This is a genomic window from Methylocystis sp. (assembly GCF_050246715.1).
Taxonomy (GTDB): domain Bacteria; phylum Pseudomonadota; class Alphaproteobacteria; order Rhizobiales; family Beijerinckiaceae; genus Methylocystis.
Map to the genome: position 1 here is coordinate 21,272 of NZ_JBFWVN010000036.1, position 15,574 is coordinate 36,845.

The 15,574-nt window shown below is 62.1% G+C and carries 14 protein-coding genes and 1 pseudogene; 4 read left to right on the plus strand and 11 right to left on the minus strand.

Annotated elements, in window-relative coordinates; genetic code table 11:
* Nucleotides 1-15 precede the first annotated feature (15 nt).
* The 3 genes from AB7I51_RS12045 to AB7I51_RS12055 form a co-directional block, all read right to left on the minus strand.
* Nucleotides 16-1,107 (minus strand): lysylphosphatidylglycerol synthase transmembrane domain-containing protein, encoded by a 1,092-nt coding sequence (locus tag AB7I51_RS12045; RefSeq protein WP_428404478.1) that lies wholly within the window; start codon nt 1,105-1,107, stop codon nt 16-18.
* Between the two features lie 97 nt (nt 1,108-1,204).
* Entirely contained in the window at nt 1,205-1,930 is a 726-nt protein-coding gene (gene phbB, locus AB7I51_RS12050) for an acetoacetyl-CoA reductase (protein ID WP_428404477.1), read from the minus strand.
* A gap of 98 nt (nt 1,931-2,028) precedes the next feature.
* Complete coding sequence (locus AB7I51_RS12055; RefSeq protein WP_428404476.1) at nt 2,029-3,201, minus strand: acetyl-CoA C-acetyltransferase; 1,173 nt, start codon at nt 3,199-3,201, stop codon at nt 2,029-2,031.
* Between the two features lie 242 nt (nt 3,202-3,443).
* Here AB7I51_RS12055 and phaR point away from each other — a divergent pair, with 242 nt between their 5' ends.
* Complete coding sequence (gene phaR / locus AB7I51_RS12060; RefSeq protein WP_428404475.1) at nt 3,444-4,064, plus strand: polyhydroxyalkanoate synthesis repressor PhaR; 621 nt, start codon at nt 3,444-3,446, stop codon at nt 4,062-4,064.
* A gap of 17 nt (nt 4,065-4,081) precedes the next feature.
* Here the strand turns inward: phaR and AB7I51_RS12065 are convergent, their stop codons facing one another.
* Together AB7I51_RS12065 and ychF are read right to left on the minus strand one after the other, a co-directional pair.
* Nucleotides 4,082-4,285 carry an integrase gene (locus AB7I51_RS12065; protein WP_428404474.1) on the minus strand — a complete coding sequence of 68 codons (204 nt, stop codon included), beginning with the start codon at nt 4,283-4,285 and terminating at the stop codon, nt 4,082-4,084.
* An 85-nt stretch (nt 4,286-4,370) separates the two neighbouring features.
* Nucleotides 4,371-5,468: a redox-regulated ATPase YchF gene (gene ychF, locus AB7I51_RS12070; RefSeq protein WP_428404473.1), complete on the minus strand. Its 1,098-nt coding sequence runs from the start codon at nt 5,466-5,468 to the stop codon at nt 4,371-4,373.
* 234 nt (nt 5,469-5,702) lie between these two features.
* Between ychF and AB7I51_RS12075 the strand changes: the two genes are divergently transcribed.
* On the plus strand, nt 5,703-7,079 hold the full coding sequence (locus AB7I51_RS12075; RefSeq protein WP_428404472.1) for a L,D-transpeptidase family protein: 1,377 nt from the start codon (nt 5,703-5,705) through the stop codon (nt 7,077-7,079).
* 167 nt (nt 7,080-7,246) lie between these two features.
* Here the strand turns inward: AB7I51_RS12075 and AB7I51_RS12080 are convergent, their stop codons facing one another.
* From AB7I51_RS12080 to AB7I51_RS12100, 5 genes are all read right to left on the minus strand, one after another.
* Entirely contained in the window at nt 7,247-7,687 is a 441-nt protein-coding gene (locus tag AB7I51_RS12080; RefSeq protein ID WP_428404471.1) for an N-acetyltransferase family protein, read from the minus strand.
* Nucleotides 7,684-8,493, minus strand: a complete 810-nt coding sequence (locus AB7I51_RS12085) for an ABC transporter permease (protein WP_428404470.1) — start codon at nt 8,491-8,493, stop codon at nt 7,684-7,686. Before AB7I51_RS12085 ends, AB7I51_RS12080 begins: the two co-directional genes overlap by 4 nt.
* Nucleotides 8,490-9,284 carry an ABC transporter ATP-binding protein gene (locus AB7I51_RS12090; RefSeq protein WP_428404469.1) on the minus strand — a complete coding sequence of 265 codons (795 nt, stop codon included), beginning with the start codon at nt 9,282-9,284 and terminating at the stop codon, nt 8,490-8,492. Before AB7I51_RS12090 ends, AB7I51_RS12085 begins: the two co-directional genes overlap by 4 nt.
* A gap of 16 nt (nt 9,285-9,300) precedes the next feature.
* Nucleotides 9,301-10,308: an ABC transporter substrate-binding protein gene (locus AB7I51_RS12095; RefSeq protein ID WP_428404468.1), complete on the minus strand. Its 1,008-nt coding sequence runs from the start codon at nt 10,306-10,308 to the stop codon at nt 9,301-9,303.
* A 188-nt stretch (nt 10,309-10,496) separates the two neighbouring features.
* Entirely contained in the window at nt 10,497-12,050 is a 1,554-nt protein-coding gene (locus AB7I51_RS12100) for a hypothetical protein (RefSeq protein ID WP_428404467.1), read from the minus strand.
* Nucleotides 12,051-12,240: 190 nt separating this feature from the next.
* Between AB7I51_RS12100 and parE the strand changes: the two genes are divergently transcribed.
* Nucleotides 12,241-14,256 carry a DNA topoisomerase IV subunit B gene (gene parE, locus AB7I51_RS12105; RefSeq protein WP_428404466.1) on the plus strand — a complete coding sequence of 672 codons (2,016 nt, stop codon included), beginning with the start codon at nt 12,241-12,243 and terminating at the stop codon, nt 14,254-14,256.
* A gap of 63 nt (nt 14,257-14,319) precedes the next feature.
* Nucleotides 14,320-15,384 (plus strand): sensor histidine kinase, encoded by a 1,065-nt coding sequence (locus AB7I51_RS12110; RefSeq protein WP_428404465.1) that lies wholly within the window; start codon nt 14,320-14,322, stop codon nt 15,382-15,384.
* Here AB7I51_RS12110 and AB7I51_RS12115 read toward each other — a convergent pair.
* Nucleotides 15,365-15,574 (minus strand): annotated as a pseudogene (locus AB7I51_RS12115) (hypothetical protein); the annotation flags it as partial. The gene AB7I51_RS12110 and the pseudogene AB7I51_RS12115 overlap by 20 nt on opposite strands.

A 15,574-nucleotide genomic window follows, 5' to 3' on the forward strand; every position in this document is an offset into this window, starting at 1 on the left:
TCGTCGCGCGCGAGATCAGACCGTCGAGCGCTGTTTCAACCAGCGGAAAAACGCGATTCCAAGGAAACCGACGACGATCAGCGTGTGCGGCGCGGTGATCGAGAAGTGGTAGGCCAGGGCTGCGGAAATGGCCCGTTCCTTTTGAACGCCGTAAGCATTGACGAGATAGGCGACGATGCCGGCCTCAAACAGCCCGAGGCCGGCGGGGCTCGCCGGAACGGCGATCGCCAGGGCGCCGATGATCAATAAGGTCATCGCATGCATGAAGCTGAAATCGATTTCGGGCAGCAGCGTCCTGAAGGCGAGGTAGACGAGGCAAACATTGGTCAGCCAAATTGAAGCCGTGAAGAACGCGGTTTTCACCGCGCTGTGGTTGGCGACCAGACGCCCGGCTTGCTTGACGATCGCGTCCAGTCTCATCGCTTTGACGACGCCCCATTTCGGAACGCTCCAAACGACGCCTCTCCGCCGGAACGCGAACAGGCCGGCGAAGATCATCGCAATGATCACGGCGGCGATGAGCAACATGAACGGGTCGATGATGCGCGAATCCGAGCCTGCCAGAATCAGCAATGACAAAATCACGATTGCGGTTACGTCATAGAGTTTTTCTAACAGGACAGCGGCGCTGACGCTGCCGATCGCATAATCGAAATAGGAGCAGCCGAAATAGATTTTGACGCCTTCGCCGGCTCTGAACGGAACCAAGCTGTTGAAGGTGAAGCCCATCGTGGCGATCAAAAAGCCCGAAAAGAAGCGGCCCTCAAGCAGGTTCGAAAGGCGCGACCCGTAGAACAGCAGGACGAAGACATTCATCGTCATTGCGATCACGATCGCGGTTAAGGGAATTTGCTTCAGCTGCGACGCCAGATCGGCGAATTCGATGTTGTGATAGAGCCAATATGCAATGAAGGCGAAAAACCCAGCGTTCAAAACCAGCGCGACATAGCCGCTGCGCTGCGAAAAATATTTACCTGCGCCGGCCGAAAGCCGCGGCTGGAGGCTGGCAGGCGATGGCCAAGGCGAATCTGAACGCGAGACGAATTCGCTCAAGCGAAATTCGCGCGTCGAAGGCGTGGGTCGATATCGATCGTCCTCTACGCTCATGGCCATCTCGCGATGCGCGGAATAGCGCGCCGCCGTCGAGGCGGAAGAACGGCCGGCGCAACAACGGCCGGCCATTCTTATTCAAGGCGGCGTCCGGTTAAATCAGATACTGGCCGCCGTTGATCGTCAATGTCGAGCCGGTGACGAAGCCGGCGTCATCGGCGGCGAGAAACACCACGGCGCGCGCGATTTCCTCCGGCTCGCCGAGACGGCCGACCGCGATATAGGGAATGATGTGCTTGTCGAGCACGTCCTGCGGAACCGCCTTCACCATGTCGGTGGCGATATAGCCCGGCGCGATGGCGTTGACGGTGATGCCCTTCGACGCGCTCTCCTGCGCCAGCGCCTTGACGAAGCCGATGTCGCCGGCTTTCGACGCGGAGTAGTTGGTCTGACCGGCCTGGCCCTTCTGGCCGTTGATCGACGAAATGACGATGATGCGGCCGAAGCCGCGATCGCGCATGCCGTTGATGACCGGGCGCGTGACGTTAAACAGCGAATTGAGATTGGTGTTGATCACCGCCTGCCACTGGGCAAGCTCCATCTTGTGAAACAGACGGTCCTTGGTGATGCCGGCGTTATTGACGAGAATTTCAACCGGACCGAGGTCCTTCTCGATCTGCGCGAGCCCGGCGGCGCAGGCGTCATAGTCGGAAACGTCGAATTTATAGACCGGAATGCCCGTCTCCGCCTTGAACTTGTTGGCGGCTTCGTCATTGCCGGCGTAGGTGGCCGCGACAGTATAGCCCGCCGCCTTCAGCGCCTTGGAAATCGCTTCGCCGATGCCACGCGTGCCGCCCGTCACAACTGCAGTTCTTGCCATTAAAGAGGTCTCCTCGAGAATTGAATAAGCGCTTGCATGGGCAGTCGGCAGTCGTGAGTCGGAACCGACTGCCGACTGCCTATCGCCGACTGCTGCTCTTACCGTTCCACCGTCAGCGCGATGCCCATGCCGCCGCCGATGCAGAGCGTCGCAAGGCCTTTCTTCGCGTCGCGACGCGCCATTTCGTGCAGAAGCGTGGTGAGCACGCGCGCGCCCGACGCGCCGATCGGATGGCCGATGGCGATCGCGCCGCCATTGACGTTCACGATGGCGGGATCCCAGCCCATATCCTTGTTGACCGCGAGCGCCTGGGCCGCGAAGGCTTCGTTCGCCTCGATGAGATCGAGGTCGGCGACCTTCCAGCCTGCTTTCTCCAGCGCCTTGCGCGAGGCGGGGATCGGGCCGGAGCCCATCACCGCCGGATCGACGCCGGCGGTCGCCCAGGAGGCGAGGCGGGCGAGCGGCGTCAGGCCGCGCTTCTTGGCTTCGTCGGCGCTCATCAGGACGAGCGCCGCGGCGCCGTCATTGAGGCCCGAGGCGTTCGCCGCCGTCACCGTGCCGTCCTTCGAGAAGGCCGGCCGCAGCTTTGAGACGCCCTCCATGGTCACGCCATGCTTGATATATTCGTCGGCGTCGACGACGACGTCGCCCTTCTTGGTCGAGATCGTATAGGGGACGATCTCGTCCTTGAACTTGCCGGCCTTCTGCGCCGCCTCGGCCTTGTTCTGCGACTTGACAGCGAATTCGTCCTGCTGCTCGCGGGTGATCTGCCACTGCTTGGCGACGTTCTCGGCGGTGAGGCCCATGTGATAATTGTTGAAGGCGTCGGTGAGACCGTCGATGATCATCGTGTCGACGAATTTCACGTCGCCCATCTTGGTGCCGGTGCGCAGCTGCGACGCATGTGGCGCGAGCGACATCGACTCCTGGCCGCCGGCGACGACGATATTGGCGTCGCCCGCCAGGATCTGCTGGGCGGCGAGCGCGACGGCGCGCAGGCCCGAGCCGCAGACCTGATTGACCCCGAAGGCGGTGGCGCTGTCCGGAATCCCGGCCTTGATCGCCGCCTGCCGCGCCGGATTCTGGCCCTGGGCCGCGTCGAGGACCTGCCCGAGAATCACCTCGCAGACCTCGCCAGTCTGGACCTTGGCGCGTTCAAGAGCGGCTTTGATGGCGACAGCGCCGAGCTCGTGGGCCGGAACCGCTCCAAAGGCTCCGTTGAACGATCCGACAGCGGTGCGCGCCGCGGAAACGATCACGATATCGGTCATCTGTCGGTCTCCTTAGAAAAAGTCTAACTGCCCGACCGCCTCGGCCGGCCAGGGGGCGAATTGTCGGTCTTTCGCGCTTGCGCTCGGCAAGCCGCGGCCCGTTTTGCACGGAATCGAGTGGCGGCGAAAGGCTTTCGGCACGAAAATATTGCCGCAGGCGCCAATTTGCGCGTATCGTTCGAGCCAGGCGAATGAATTTTGGACGGGCGGCGGCCGTGCGGCGAGGGGAGCGTGTCAGGCGGATGGCGACCGAGAAGAAACCCACAACCATCAAGAAATACGCCAATCGTCGACTCTACGACACCGGAACAAGCACCTATGTGACGCTCGAGGACCTCGCGGCGATGGTCAAGCGCGGCGAGGATTTCGTCGTGTGCGACGCAAAAACCGGCGATGACATCACCCGGCCGGTGCTCACCCAGATCATCTTCGAGCAGGAGGGCAAGGAAGGTCAGAGCCTGCTGCCGATCACCTTCCTGCGCCAGCTTATCCGCTTCTATGGCGATTCAATGCAGATGCTGGTGCCGAGCTATCTTGAATTCTCGATCGACAAGCTCACCAAGGAGCAACAAAAGTTTCGCGACCAGTTCGCCTCGGCGCTCGGCGTCAGCGCCGGCCCTTTCGCCGAGCCGACCCGCGCCGCCTTCCAGTCCCTGGAGGAGCAGGCCCGCAAGAACATGGCCGTGTTCCGTCAGGCCCTGACCATGTTCAACCCCTTCGGCGTGCCGACGGAAGGGATGACGACCGGCCCGACCCTGAATGAGCATGAGGCCGGCGCTCATAAAGAAGGCGGCGACGTCGCCGATCTGAAACGCCAGCTCGACGAGTTGAACAAGCGGATCGATAATTTATCGAAGGGGTGAGGCGGCGCGCTGTCGCGTCAGTGGAGAAAGAGCTTCAGCGCCACCGCCGACAGGAGCGCCATTACAAAGCCGACCATCCACTTCAAGACCGCCAGCTCGCTTTCGATCCTTGAGAAGCGGTTTTCGTGAACGGTCATCGCTTCCGCCGCCTTGCGCGCTTTTTCCTCGGGCGCGCCGGCAGCGATGAAAGCGTCATAGATTTCCGAAATCATCAGGCTCATAGAGCGCTCTATTTCATTCCGTTTCAGCTCATTCGACGCCCAAAAATAGTTTGCTCGCATCAGAAATTCAAGCGGTAGCGCTTGGTCACGTATTAAACCTGAAGTGCATCACGTCGCCGTCGGCGACCACATATTCCTTGCCTTCCAGCCGTAGCCGGCCGGCGTCGCGCGCGCCCGTCTCGCCCTTGTTGGCGACGTAATCGTCATAGGCGATCGTCTCGGCGCGGATGAAACCCTTCTCGAAATCGGTATGGATCACGCCTGCCGCCGCCGGCGCGCGCACGCCTTTTTCGATGGTCCAGGCGCGCGCCTCCTTCGGGCCGACGGTGAAATAAGTGATGAGATGGAGAAGATCATAGCCGGCGCGGATGACGCGATTGAGCCCTGGCTCGATGAGGCCGACGGCTTCGAGATAATCCTTCTGCTCGTCGGCCGGCAGCACCGCGATCTCGCTTTCGATCTTCGCCGAGACGACGACCGCGGCGGCCCCTTCCTCGGCGGCGCGCGTCGCGACTTTCGCCGAATGGGCGTTGCCCTCGGACGCCGACCCCTCCTCGACGTTGCAGACATAGAGCACCGGCTTCGACGACAGGAGCCCAAGCCCTGCGAAGTCGGCGCGCTCGTCGTCGGCAACCTTGGCGAGGCGGGCCGGCTTGCCTTCGCGCAGCAAGACGAGGCAACGGTTCATCAGATCGACGAGCGCTTTCGCCTCCTTGTCGCCGCCCTTCGCCTTCTTCTCCATCGCCACGACGCGCTTTTCGAGACTTTCGAGATCGGCGAGCATTAGTTCGGTCTCGATCGTCTCAATGTCGCGGATCGGGTCGACGCCGCCCTCGACATGGGTCACGTCGCCGTCCTCGAAACAACGCACCACATGGGCGATGGCGTCGCATTCGCGGATATTGGCGAGGAACTGATTGCCGAGCCCTTCGCCCTTTGAGGCGCCGCGCACGAGGCCGGCGATGTCGACGAAGGTCAGCCGGGTCGGGATGATCTCCCTGGAGCCGGCGATCTTGGCCAGTTGCTCGAGCCTCGGGTCGGGGACGGCGACTTCGCCGACATTGGGCTCGATCGTGCAGAAGGGATAGTTCGCGGCCTGGGCCGCGGCGGTCTGCGTGAGCGCATTGAAAAGGGTCGACTTGCCGACGTTCGGCAGGCCGACGATGCCACATTTGAAGCCCATATCCGTCCCGGAATTCGATTGCCTATTGCGGCGCGGTATGCGGGGCGGCGCGAGAAAAGGCAAGCGCTCGCTCGACGCCTGTCTTCCTGCGCCGCCGCTCAAGTGGGCGAATGGCGGCGACGCGTTTACGCTCCCCAAAGTAGAGAGTATGCGAGAATTGAAGATAGGGGCGGGTGATTCTCTACGCGCCCAAAGGGGCGTATCGCGACGCGATGCGCGCGACATGGCGTCGAAATGAAGAGAAGCTCTTCCGCTCGCGGCTTGCGCATCCTACTTGCGGCGCTGTTGGCGGCGGCTGCGACCGGCGCGCCGGTCCGGGCGCAGAGCGAGGCGCCAGCGCCTGCGCCCGTCCAATCAGCGCCCACTCCGGCTCTCCCTGCCGCGCCAGCGCCGCCGCCTGCCGAACCCGCCCCTTCGCTTTCGCCGCCGCCGCTCAGCGCCGCGCCCGAAGCGCCGCCGCCGGCGACACCGGCGCCTGCGCAGGCCAAGCGCAAGCCAAAGCCGAAGCTCGCGCCGCCGCGCGAGACGGCGCTGTCCGACGATCCGACTCCGGCGCTACAGCCGCAGACTTTTTACACCACCGCGAAAGCGGCGGATCGCTACCGACAGATCGTCGACGCCGGCGGATGGCCGATCGTCGGCGTTTCGTTGCGGCCCGGCTCGAAAGGACCCGCGGTGTCGACGCTGCGCCGGCGACTTGCGGCCGAAGACGACAGCATCGCCGATACGGCGAAGCCGAAATGGGACGCCGATCTCACGGCGGCGGTCAAGCGCTTCCAGTTCCGCTTAGGACTGAAACAGACCGGCGTCGTCGCCAGCGCGACGCTGCGCGAACTCGATGTTCCGGCGGCGACAAGGTTGCTTCAGCTCGACTCGACGGCGCGGCGGCTTACGGCGCTCGATTTCGCTTTCGGTCCACGATACATCGTCGTCAATATTCCATCGACGGCGGTAGATGCGGTGGAAAATGATCAGGTCGTTCACCGCTACGCCGCGATCGTCGGCGATCTCGAGCATCATTCGCCGGAGCTGCAGACGAAGGTCGTCGCGGTCAATATCAATCCGACATGGACGGTGCCGGCATCGATCGTCAAGAACGAGATCGCGCCGAAAATGGTGAAGGACCCGACCTATCTCAAGCGCTCGCATATGCGCGTGCTCAACGCGCATGGCGAGGAGGTCGATCCGCGCTCGATCAACTGGGCGAGCGAGCGCGGCGTGCAATATACGCTGCGTCAGGATTCCGGTTCGGGCAATTCGCTGGGATCGATCCGCATTTCGATGCCCAACCGCTATTCCGTCTATATGCATGACACGCCGACGCGAAATCTCTTCGCCAATGATTATCGCTTCCTGTCGCATGGCTGCGTGCGCGTGCAGGGCGTCGTCGATCTCGCGGCCTGGCTGCTCGACGGCGAGTCCGGGCCGTTGATGAGCGAGGATGAGATCAACGCCAAGATCAAATCGGGCGAGCGCGAGGACGTGAAGCTGACGCATCACGTGCCGGTGGCGTGGGTCTATATGACCGGCTGGGCGTCGGCGGACGGCGTCGTGCATTTTCGCGACGACGTCTATCATCTCGACGAAGTCGGCGACTTCGCTGAACAGTGACGCTCGGTTGGCATGAACGGCCCGACGGACAATTCCCGGCGGACCGAAGGTTCAACCGGGAATCCAGAGTCGCAACAGGATCATAGATGTCGCTCTGGATTCCCGATCGCGCGCGTAGCGCGCGTCGGCAATGACAGTCAAATGGCTCGTTGAAATTCGCATCTGCGTTACAACGTCAGACGGTAGCGAACGAAATCGTCGGCTTCGACGAAGGCGTCATAGAGCCGCCGCGCGCGTTGATTGTTCGCTTGCGTGTGCCAATAGAGCCGTGACCAGCCGCGCGCGCGGCCAAGATCGACGAGGTCCTGAATGAGCGCGCGCCCGACGCCTCCGCTGCGAAGGCTTGGATCGACGAAGAGATCTTCGAGATAACAGATCGGCGAGGACGTCCAGCTGCTGTCATGCAGCACTGAGACGGAAAAGCCGACGACGCGCGCATCTATTTCAGCAATCCGTCCGATCAAGGAAGATGTCGGATCGAGGAGGCGGCGCCATGTATATTCCGTCACTTCGGTAGGCACGGAAGCTTCATAAAAATCGTTATAGCCCGCCCAAAGCCTGCGCCAGTCTTGCGCATCGTCCTCTCGGATATCCCGCACCAGCGTCATTCGTCTTGCGCTCTCGCACTCTCATGCCAGCCGCGCAGCAGAAAATGGGACAGCGCGGCGAGCGCGCCGTAGATGGCGAGGCCGCTCAGCGAAATCAGCGCCAGCGCCGCGAACATGCGCGGAATGTCGAGGCGAAAGCCCGCCTCGACGATGCGATAGGCGAGGCCGGTTCCCTGTCCCGAGGCGCCGGCGGCGAGTTCGGCGACGATCGCGCCGATGAGCGCCAATCCGCCGCCGATGCGTAGGCCGGCGAGGAACTGCGGCAACGCCGACGGCAGCCGCAGATAGATCAGCTTCTGCCATGGCGACGCGTGATAGAGGTCGAAAAGATCGCGCAGACCGAAGTCGACTGACGCGAGCCCAAGCGACGTATTCGAAAGAATCGGAAAGAAGGCGACGAGAAAGGCGCAGACCAGCACCGCATTGCCAGGCTGCAAATAGACGAGCAGCAAGGGCGCGATGGCGATGATCGGCGTCACCTGCAAGGTGATCGCGAAGGGCAGCAGCGCGCGCTCCAGCCATTTCGACTGCGCAATGAGCAGCGCCAGCGCCACGCCGCAGATGGTGGCGATCACAAAGGCCTCGAAAGTGACGCCGAGCGTCACCATCAGCGACGAGAACAGGAGTTCGCGATCCTCGATAAGCTTGTCGAGAATGGCGGAGGGCGCAGGCAGAATATAGGGCGGAATGTTCTTCCACCACACCAGCCCTTCCCAAAGTCCGAGCGTCGCAACGAAGACGGCGAGCGGCACGCCGATGTCGCGCCAATGGATCGGTTGTCGCTCGCGGATCATGCTCGTCTTCATGGCGTCGCCTCTTCGATGGCGACGCGAAGCGCATGCGACCCTCGACGGCATATGTCAGAGAACATTTTGCTCGATCGATAGTCGTCGTCGCGTGCCATCGCCGGGTCGATCGAGATTTCGTCGATGATCCGGCCGCCGCGCCGCGACATCACCACGATGCGCGTCGAAAGATAGGCCGCTTCGAACACCGAATGGGTGACGAAGACGATCGTCGCGCCGAGCCGACGCTTGAGCGCGAGCAGATCATCATTGAGTTTGAAGCGCGTCACTTCATCCAGGGCGGCGAAAGGTTCGTCCATCAGGATCAACGCCGGCCGCGTCACCAGGGCGCGGGCAATGGCGCAGCGCATCCTCATGCCGCCAGAGAGTTCGCGCGGCAGCGCGCGCGAAAAATCCAAAAGACCAACATGGGCGAGCGACTCGTCAACGCGCGCCGCCGCCGCCTCTCGCGCAAGTCCGCCAAGCCTCAGCGGCAAATAGACATTGTCGAACACGCTCGCCCAGGGCAGCAGCGTCGCGTCTTGAAAGACAAAGCCGATATTGTTCTTGATGTCAGGCGCCCGCCAGTCGATCGCGCCCGCGGTCGGGCGCGCAAGTCCGGCGATTAGTCTTAAGACCGTCGATTTGCCGCAGCCCGAAGGACCGAGCAGCGTCAGCGTCTCGCCTTCGCGCACGTCCAGGTCACAGTCGGCGAGCGCGACGAGTCCGCTCGGAAAGGTTTTGCCGACGGCGCGGAGCGAAACCAGCGCAGGCGCCGTTGTTTGTTGATCGGCCAAGTCGAACGCGGTCATGACGGCGTTGCCGGCGTCATTTCGGCCGCAGCTCCACGCCGACCTTCTTGCTGATGAAGCGCAGCGTATAGCCGCGCCTGTAATCGAGATCCGCGGGAACGACCCCGGCTTTCGCCATCTTGTCGAAAAAACTCTTCATTCGCGCGTCGGCGATCACGCCGACGCCTAGCGTCAGCGCGTCGCCGGAATCGACGATTCCACGCTCCTTCATCTTGGAGATGGAGTAGGCGATCTGTCCGTCGGTCATCTCCGGATTGTCGCGCTTGATCATGGCGTTCGCAGCGGCGTTGTCGCCGTAGATATAATTGTAGCAGCCGATGATCGAGGCGTCGACGAAGCGCTGAACGAGGTCCGGCGTCTTGGCGATCGTATCGGCGCGCGTCTCGATCGTCGTCGAATAGCCGTCATAGCCATAATCCGCCAAAAGAAAAATGTTGGGCGTGAAGCCGCCCTGGCGTTCGATCGCGTATGGCTCCGACGTCAGCAGACCCTGCTGAATCGAATTTTTGTCAGCAATGAAAGGCGCCGAGTTAAAATTATACGGCTTCACCTTTTCGTCCTTGAAGCCATAGGCCTGTTTCAACCATTGCCAAACGGAAACGCGCATGTCGCTGGCGATAAAGGCCGTCGCCTTGGACAGATCTTCGAAGCGATCGAGGCCGACGCCCGGATGCGACATGAAAATCACCGGATCGCGCTGAAACATGCTGGCGACGGTGACGATCGGCACATTCTGCTGCACCGATTCGAACATTTGAATGGTGTTGGCGCCCATTGCGAAATCGACACGGCCGGCGGCAAGCAGCAGACGGGCGTTTAGCTGCGGTCCGCCCTGCAGAATGGCCACGTCGAGTCCATAGCGCGCATAAGTTCCATCGGCGACGGCCTGATAGAAACCGCCATGCTCGGCCTGCGCGCGCCAATTGGTCGCGAAGCGGACCTTGTCGAGCGCATGCACCGGCGCTGCGAAGAGTAGGGCGGTCGCGACAAATATGATCTTGGCGAAGGCGCTGCGCGCTGTCACGTTTTTGCTCCTGCAGCCGGTGCGTTCTTGAGATTGCGTTGTCGCCCTGAAGTCCGGACTTGGGCCGGCGATGAACTGCCGCGGAGAACGATAGCCGAGCGCGTGGCGCCGGTGAAGCGCGATCTATCGCTTGAGCCCTTTCAAAGACGAGCGGCGCGCATCCAAGGAAAAACGCGACGATCCGCCAATCAAGTCGACGCGGCCTGAACGGCGTCCTGCGCCTGGGCTGCGGCGATGCTGCGCGCGCCGGACTTTAGCGACTTGATCTGATATTGTTCGCATTGCGCGCTCAACCCTGCGAAACCGCCATAGAGCTGTTCGGTGTCGCCATAGCCGATCGCAGCGAAACGATAGATGAGCCGACGCACGAGGCTGGCGCTCAAGAAATAGCCTGAGTGAACGTCGACTTCGTGCCTGAGGTGGATATAAAGCAAGCGCAGATGTCCAAGCCAGGACAGATTCGGCCCGTCGCCGCGCGTGGCGTCCGTCACGACTCCCTTGCCTTCATCGTCGATGCTGTCGGTACAGTCGAAATAGGTCAGCCGCTGCGCGAAGGATTCTTCCGACTGCGCGGCGTCGATCTCCGCGTAAAGCTCATAGAGCGTGCGGGAACCGACGCGCAGATTGCCGAGCGTCAGCTGTTCGGAAATTCCCCATCCGGTCAGCACGCCGACATTGCCGAGCCGGTAACCGAAGTTGCGGCTCTTGGTGGGCAGCGAAAAGAAATTCGCCGTCGTCGAAATGTCGCGCAGAATTTCATCGCCCTCATTGGAGAAAAGATGCGCTTCCTGAAATCGGATCAATGATGAATGCAGCGCGTTGCTTCGGCCCAACAACAGGACCTCAGCCGGAATGTCCGGCGAAACCAGCACCAGGCGGCGCAAGAGAAAGCTCTTGCCGATTTTCGATCTGATTTCGCGCTGCTCGCGCTCTTCGTCGCTCCCTGGCATTTCTATGCTTCGCATGGCGGCGATCGCTTGGGGCGAAAACACGTCGGTCAAAATGCGCACGGCGTTGGTGACGACGAAGGCGCCCATGCTGTGGCCGATAAAGGAAAGGTCGACCTTTCTGGAGAAATCGTCGGCGGCGCCGGCTGGCCGGGCGTTCGACAATTTGTCGTCGATTTCCCGAATGAGATTGACGAGGTCGGGCACGCCGTAATTCGTCGCGCGATAGCCGTCGCGAAAATAGACAACCAGCCGCAGCAGAAACAGCGTAATTGGGATCACCGCCATCGTCGCCGTCACCGCGGTCACGGCGACGCGCGCCAATTTCCACAAATCGCAGATTTCAAAATAGAAATTCACCAGATAGACGGCGGCCAGCGCCAGGAATAATACGCCGAGGAGGAAGATCGGCGCAGCGCTCAAGCCGCTTCGCCACGGCGTGCCCGCTCTTTCCGACGGCCAACGATATCCTATGCAGACGAGGCCGCGGTTTTGAAGCTCGGCGTCCTCATTCACCGCGACGAACGACCGCCGATAGGTCTCGAGCGCGCTGTCGCGCGGCGTGTTGAAGCCATGCACGGTGATGAGCAGTTTGGGCTTTTCCTGCTTCGCCAAAGTTGCGACGATTTCATCAATCGTCGAGGGCTTGCAATATTCGGGCGTCGGCAGGGCGCTTTCCTTGTCGTCAAAATTTATCGGAGCGGTGCTCTCGACAAAGAACGCCGGCGTCAGAACCTTGCCGTCCGGCGCCGCGACATCGACCTCATAGGTCGCCAAATCCTGAATTTTGGCCATGGAACCGCTCCGAATTTTTCGATTGAGCGACAATCCTTAGGTGAGTATTAGGCAGGGACGAGCATGCCCCAGCCTCGTGCGTGCGACAAGTCAAGGCCGCATCCGCCTTTTTTGTGAAATCCGTGTGTCGGCCGAACCACGGCGCCGCGCCGGACGGTCCAACCCGCCCCGAATCGCGCTAAGATCGCTCATGGCTTCAAAACCTGATCTTTTCAGCGGCGCGCCGCGCAAGGCGCCCGCAGCGAAACCCGCCGCAAAGCGCGGGCCGGCTGAATATTCGGCCGCTTCGATCGAGGTGCTGGAAGGGCTTGAGCCTGTCCGCCGGCGCCCCGGCATGTATATCGGCGGCACTGACGAAGCGGCGATGCATCACCTCTTCGCCGAGGTGCTGGACAACGCCATGGACGAGGCGGTGGCGGGCCACGCCACCTTCATCGAAGTGACGCTGGAATCCGGCGGCTGGCTCTCCGTCTTCGATAATGGCCGCGGCATTCCTATCGATCCGCATCCGAAGTTTCCAAAAAAATCCGCGCTGGAAGTGGTGATGACCACGCTCCACGCCGGCGGCAAATTCGATTCAGGCGCCTATCAGACCTCCGGCGGCCTGCATGGCGTCGGCGTTTCGGTCGTCAATGCGCTCTCCGAGAAGCTCGAAGTGGAAGTCGCGATTGGCGGCGAGCTTTACCGGCAGGAGTTTTCGCGCGGCGAGCCGCTCGGCAAGCTCAAATCGCTCGGGCGCATCGCCAATCGTCGCGGCACCAAGGTGCGCTTTAAGCCAGACGCGCAGATTTTCGGCGCTGGCGCGCATTGGAAGCCGGCGCGGCTCTTTCGCATGTCGCGCTCCAAAGCCTATCTCTTCGGCGGCGTCGAAATCCGCTGGCGCTGCGATCCTTCGCTGATCGAACCCGGCGCGGACACGCCGCATGAAGCGGTGCTGCGCTTTCCCGGCGGCCTGAAGGATTATCTGGCGCGCGAAATCCACGGCAAGGAGCTTGTCACCGACCAGCCCTTCATCGGCAAGATCGTGCGCGAAGGCGGACATGGTTCGCTCGAATGGGCGGTCTCCTGGCTCGCCGAGGACGACGGCTTCGTCCATTCCTATTGCAACACCATTCCGACGCCGGACGGCGGCACGCATGAAGCGGGATTTCGCGCCGCGCTGTTAAAGGCGCTCAAGGATCATGCCGAGCGCGTGAGCCAAGCGAAGCGCGCCAAGGACATAACCGCCGACGATCTCATGGGCCAGTCGGCGGCGATGATCTCTGTCTTCATTCGCGAGCCTGAGTTTCAGGGCCAGAACAAGAGCCGCCTGATGAGCGCCGAGGCGTCGCGTATTGTCGAGAGCGCGGTGCGCGACGCCTTCGATCATTGGCTCGCCGGCGCGCCGTCGCAGGCCAATAAGTTGCTCGACTTCGCCGTGGAGCGCGCCGAGGAGCGCCAGCGCCGCCGCGCCGAAAAGGACATCGCCCGCAAGACCGCGACCCGCAAGCTGCGGCTTCCCGGCAAGCTCGTCGACTGCACCAATAATTCGGCGCAAGGGTCGGAGTTGTTCATCGTCGAAGGCGATTCCGCCGGCGGCTCGGCGAAAGAGGCGCGCAACCGCGCGACGCAGGCGATATTGCCGTTGCGCGGCAAGATTCTCAACGTCGCTTCGGCGACGAAGGACAAGCTGCTTGCCAATCAGCAACTCGCCGATCTCACCCAGGCGCTCGGCTGCGGACTAGGCGCGCATTACCGCGACGACGATCTGCGCTATGAGAAGGTGATCGTGATGACCGACGCCGACGTCGACGGCGCGCATATCGCCTCGCTGCTCATCACCTTCTTCTATCGGCAGATGCCGCGCCTCATCGAGAACGGCCATCTCTATCTCGCGCAGCCGCCGCTTTATAAGCTCACGCAGGGCGCCAAGACGGTTTACGCGCGCGACAATGACCATCGCGATGAATTGATCGCCAAGGAATTGACTGGAAAGGGAAAAATCGAGACGAGCCGCTTCAAGGGGCTGGGCGAAATGAGCGCGGCGCAGCTCAAGGAAACGACGATGGACCCGGGCAAGCGCACGCTGCTCAAAGTGGTCGTGGAGCCGGACGATCGCGAGGAGACCGCCGATTGCGTCGAGCGGCTGATGGGCAACAAGCCGGAAGCGCGCTTCGCCTTCATTCAGGAGCGCGCCGCTTTCGCGACCGAACTCGTCGATGTCTAAACCCTCGCCTATGGGCCCGTCCTAGAGTATGCTGTTGGCCTTCCAACAGACGACAGGCGCCGCGTGACCGACACGGAAATTCGCCCAGAAAACGATGACGCGCGCGGGGCGCGGTCCTACTGCGACGAGCAGGCCTTCGCCCTGGAGCGGATGCAGCTCGCGCTCGACGCCGGGCGCACCGGCATCTGGGATTGGAACCTCCTCACCGGCGAGGTGCATATCGACGAACGCGTGCGCCACCTGTGGGGGCTGCCCGAGGGCGTTCCGGCAAGCTTCGAGATTTTCCGTAGCGCGCTGCATCCGCAGGACAAGAAGCGCACCAAGGAGGCGGTCGGCGTCGCGCTCGATCCCAATCACGAAGGCGATTATGAGATCGAATATCGGGTCATCGGTCAGACCGACCGTATCGAACGCTGGGTTTCGGTGCGCGGCCGCACCTTCTTCGAGGACGGCAGAGCGGTGCGTATCCTCGGCACGGCGCGCGACATCACGCCGCGCAAGCAACGCGAGCAGCATGTCCGCGTTCTGCTGCGCGAACTCGTGCATCGCTCGAAAAATCTGCTCGCCGTGGTGCAGGCGATGTCGCGGCAGACGGCCGCCGGCTCGCCTTCGTTAGAAGAGTTCCAGCGCAAATTCGCCGCCCGTCTGCAGGCGCTGTCGATGGCGCATGATCTCCTGGTATCGCAGGACTGGCGCGGCGCTTCGATGCGCGAATTGGTGCGGGCGCAGCTTGCCTATTGCATGGACGTGCCTCGAGGCGACCTTTCGGGACGCGCCAAGATCGATGGGCCAAAAATCATGCTGAAGCCGGAGGCCGCGCAGAATATCGGCCTCGCCTTGCATGAACTCGCGACCAATGCGCTGAGCTATGGCGGCCTGTCGCGGCCGGACGGCGCCGTCTCGCTGAGTTGGGGCTTCGAAGACGGTCGGCTCAACATGGAATGGCGCGAGAGCGGCGGTCCGGCGGTGGCGATGCCGCCGCGGGAAGGCTTTGGCCATAAGGTGATCAAACGCCTTGTCGCCCAGGCGCTCGATGGAACGGCGACGCTGAATTTTCCGCCCGAGGGATTGATCTGGACGCTGTCGATTCCGGCGAGCTACGCCACGGTCAGGGAAGAGCAGGCGTAGCGCCGTGGCGCGCGCAAAACGCTACGTAGTCTTCCGCGTTCTGCCGCGCATAGAGAATGGCGAAGTCATCCGTGAAGAACTCGCAAGGCGTTGACGTGACGAAGTTTTGAGACCTGCGGAAGTAATCGTTTCCGCAGGTTTTCGCTGCGCGGGATGCTGTTTGCTTGCAAATTGATCCGGCGCCGCTGTC

Excerpts from the sequence above, each read along its gene's own strand:
- AB7I51_RS12055 (WP_428404476.1), bottom strand. The coding sequence starts at position 3,201 with ATGACCGATATCGTGATCGTTTCCGCGGCGCGCACCGCTGTCGGATCG.
- AB7I51_RS12075 (WP_428404472.1), top strand. The coding sequence starts at position 5,703 with ATGAAGAGAAGCTCTTCCGCTCGCGGCTTGCGCATCCTACTTGCGGCG.
- AB7I51_RS12085 (WP_428404470.1), bottom strand. The coding sequence starts at position 8,493 with ATGAAGACGAGCATGATCCGCGAGCGACAACCGATCCATTGGCGCGAC.
- phaR (WP_428404475.1), top strand. The coding sequence starts at position 3,444 with ATGGCGACCGAGAAGAAACCCACAACCATCAAGAAATACGCCAATCGT.
- parE (WP_428404466.1), top strand. The coding sequence starts at position 12,241 with ATGGCTTCAAAACCTGATCTTTTCAGCGGCGCGCCGCGCAAGGCGCCC.
- AB7I51_RS12080 (WP_428404471.1), bottom strand. The coding sequence starts at position 7,687 with ATGACGCTGGTGCGGGATATCCGAGAGGACGATGCGCAAGACTGGCGC.
- AB7I51_RS12090 (WP_428404469.1), bottom strand. The coding sequence starts at position 9,284 with ATGACCGCGTTCGACTTGGCCGATCAACAAACAACGGCGCCTGCGCTG.
- AB7I51_RS12045 (WP_428404478.1), bottom strand. The coding sequence starts at position 1,107 with ATGAGCGTAGAGGACGATCGATATCGACCCACGCCTTCGACGCGCGAA.
- ychF (WP_428404473.1), bottom strand. The coding sequence starts at position 5,468 with ATGGGCTTCAAATGTGGCATCGTCGGCCTGCCGAACGTCGGCAAGTCG.
- phbB (WP_428404477.1), bottom strand. The coding sequence starts at position 1,930 with ATGGCAAGAACTGCAGTTGTGACGGGCGGCACGCGTGGCATCGGCGAA.
- AB7I51_RS12100 (WP_428404467.1), bottom strand. The coding sequence starts at position 12,050 with ATGGCCAAAATTCAGGATTTGGCGACCTATGAGGTCGATGTCGCGGCG.
- AB7I51_RS12065 (WP_428404474.1), bottom strand. The coding sequence starts at position 4,285 with ATGAGCCTGATGATTTCGGAAATCTATGACGCTTTCATCGCTGCCGGC.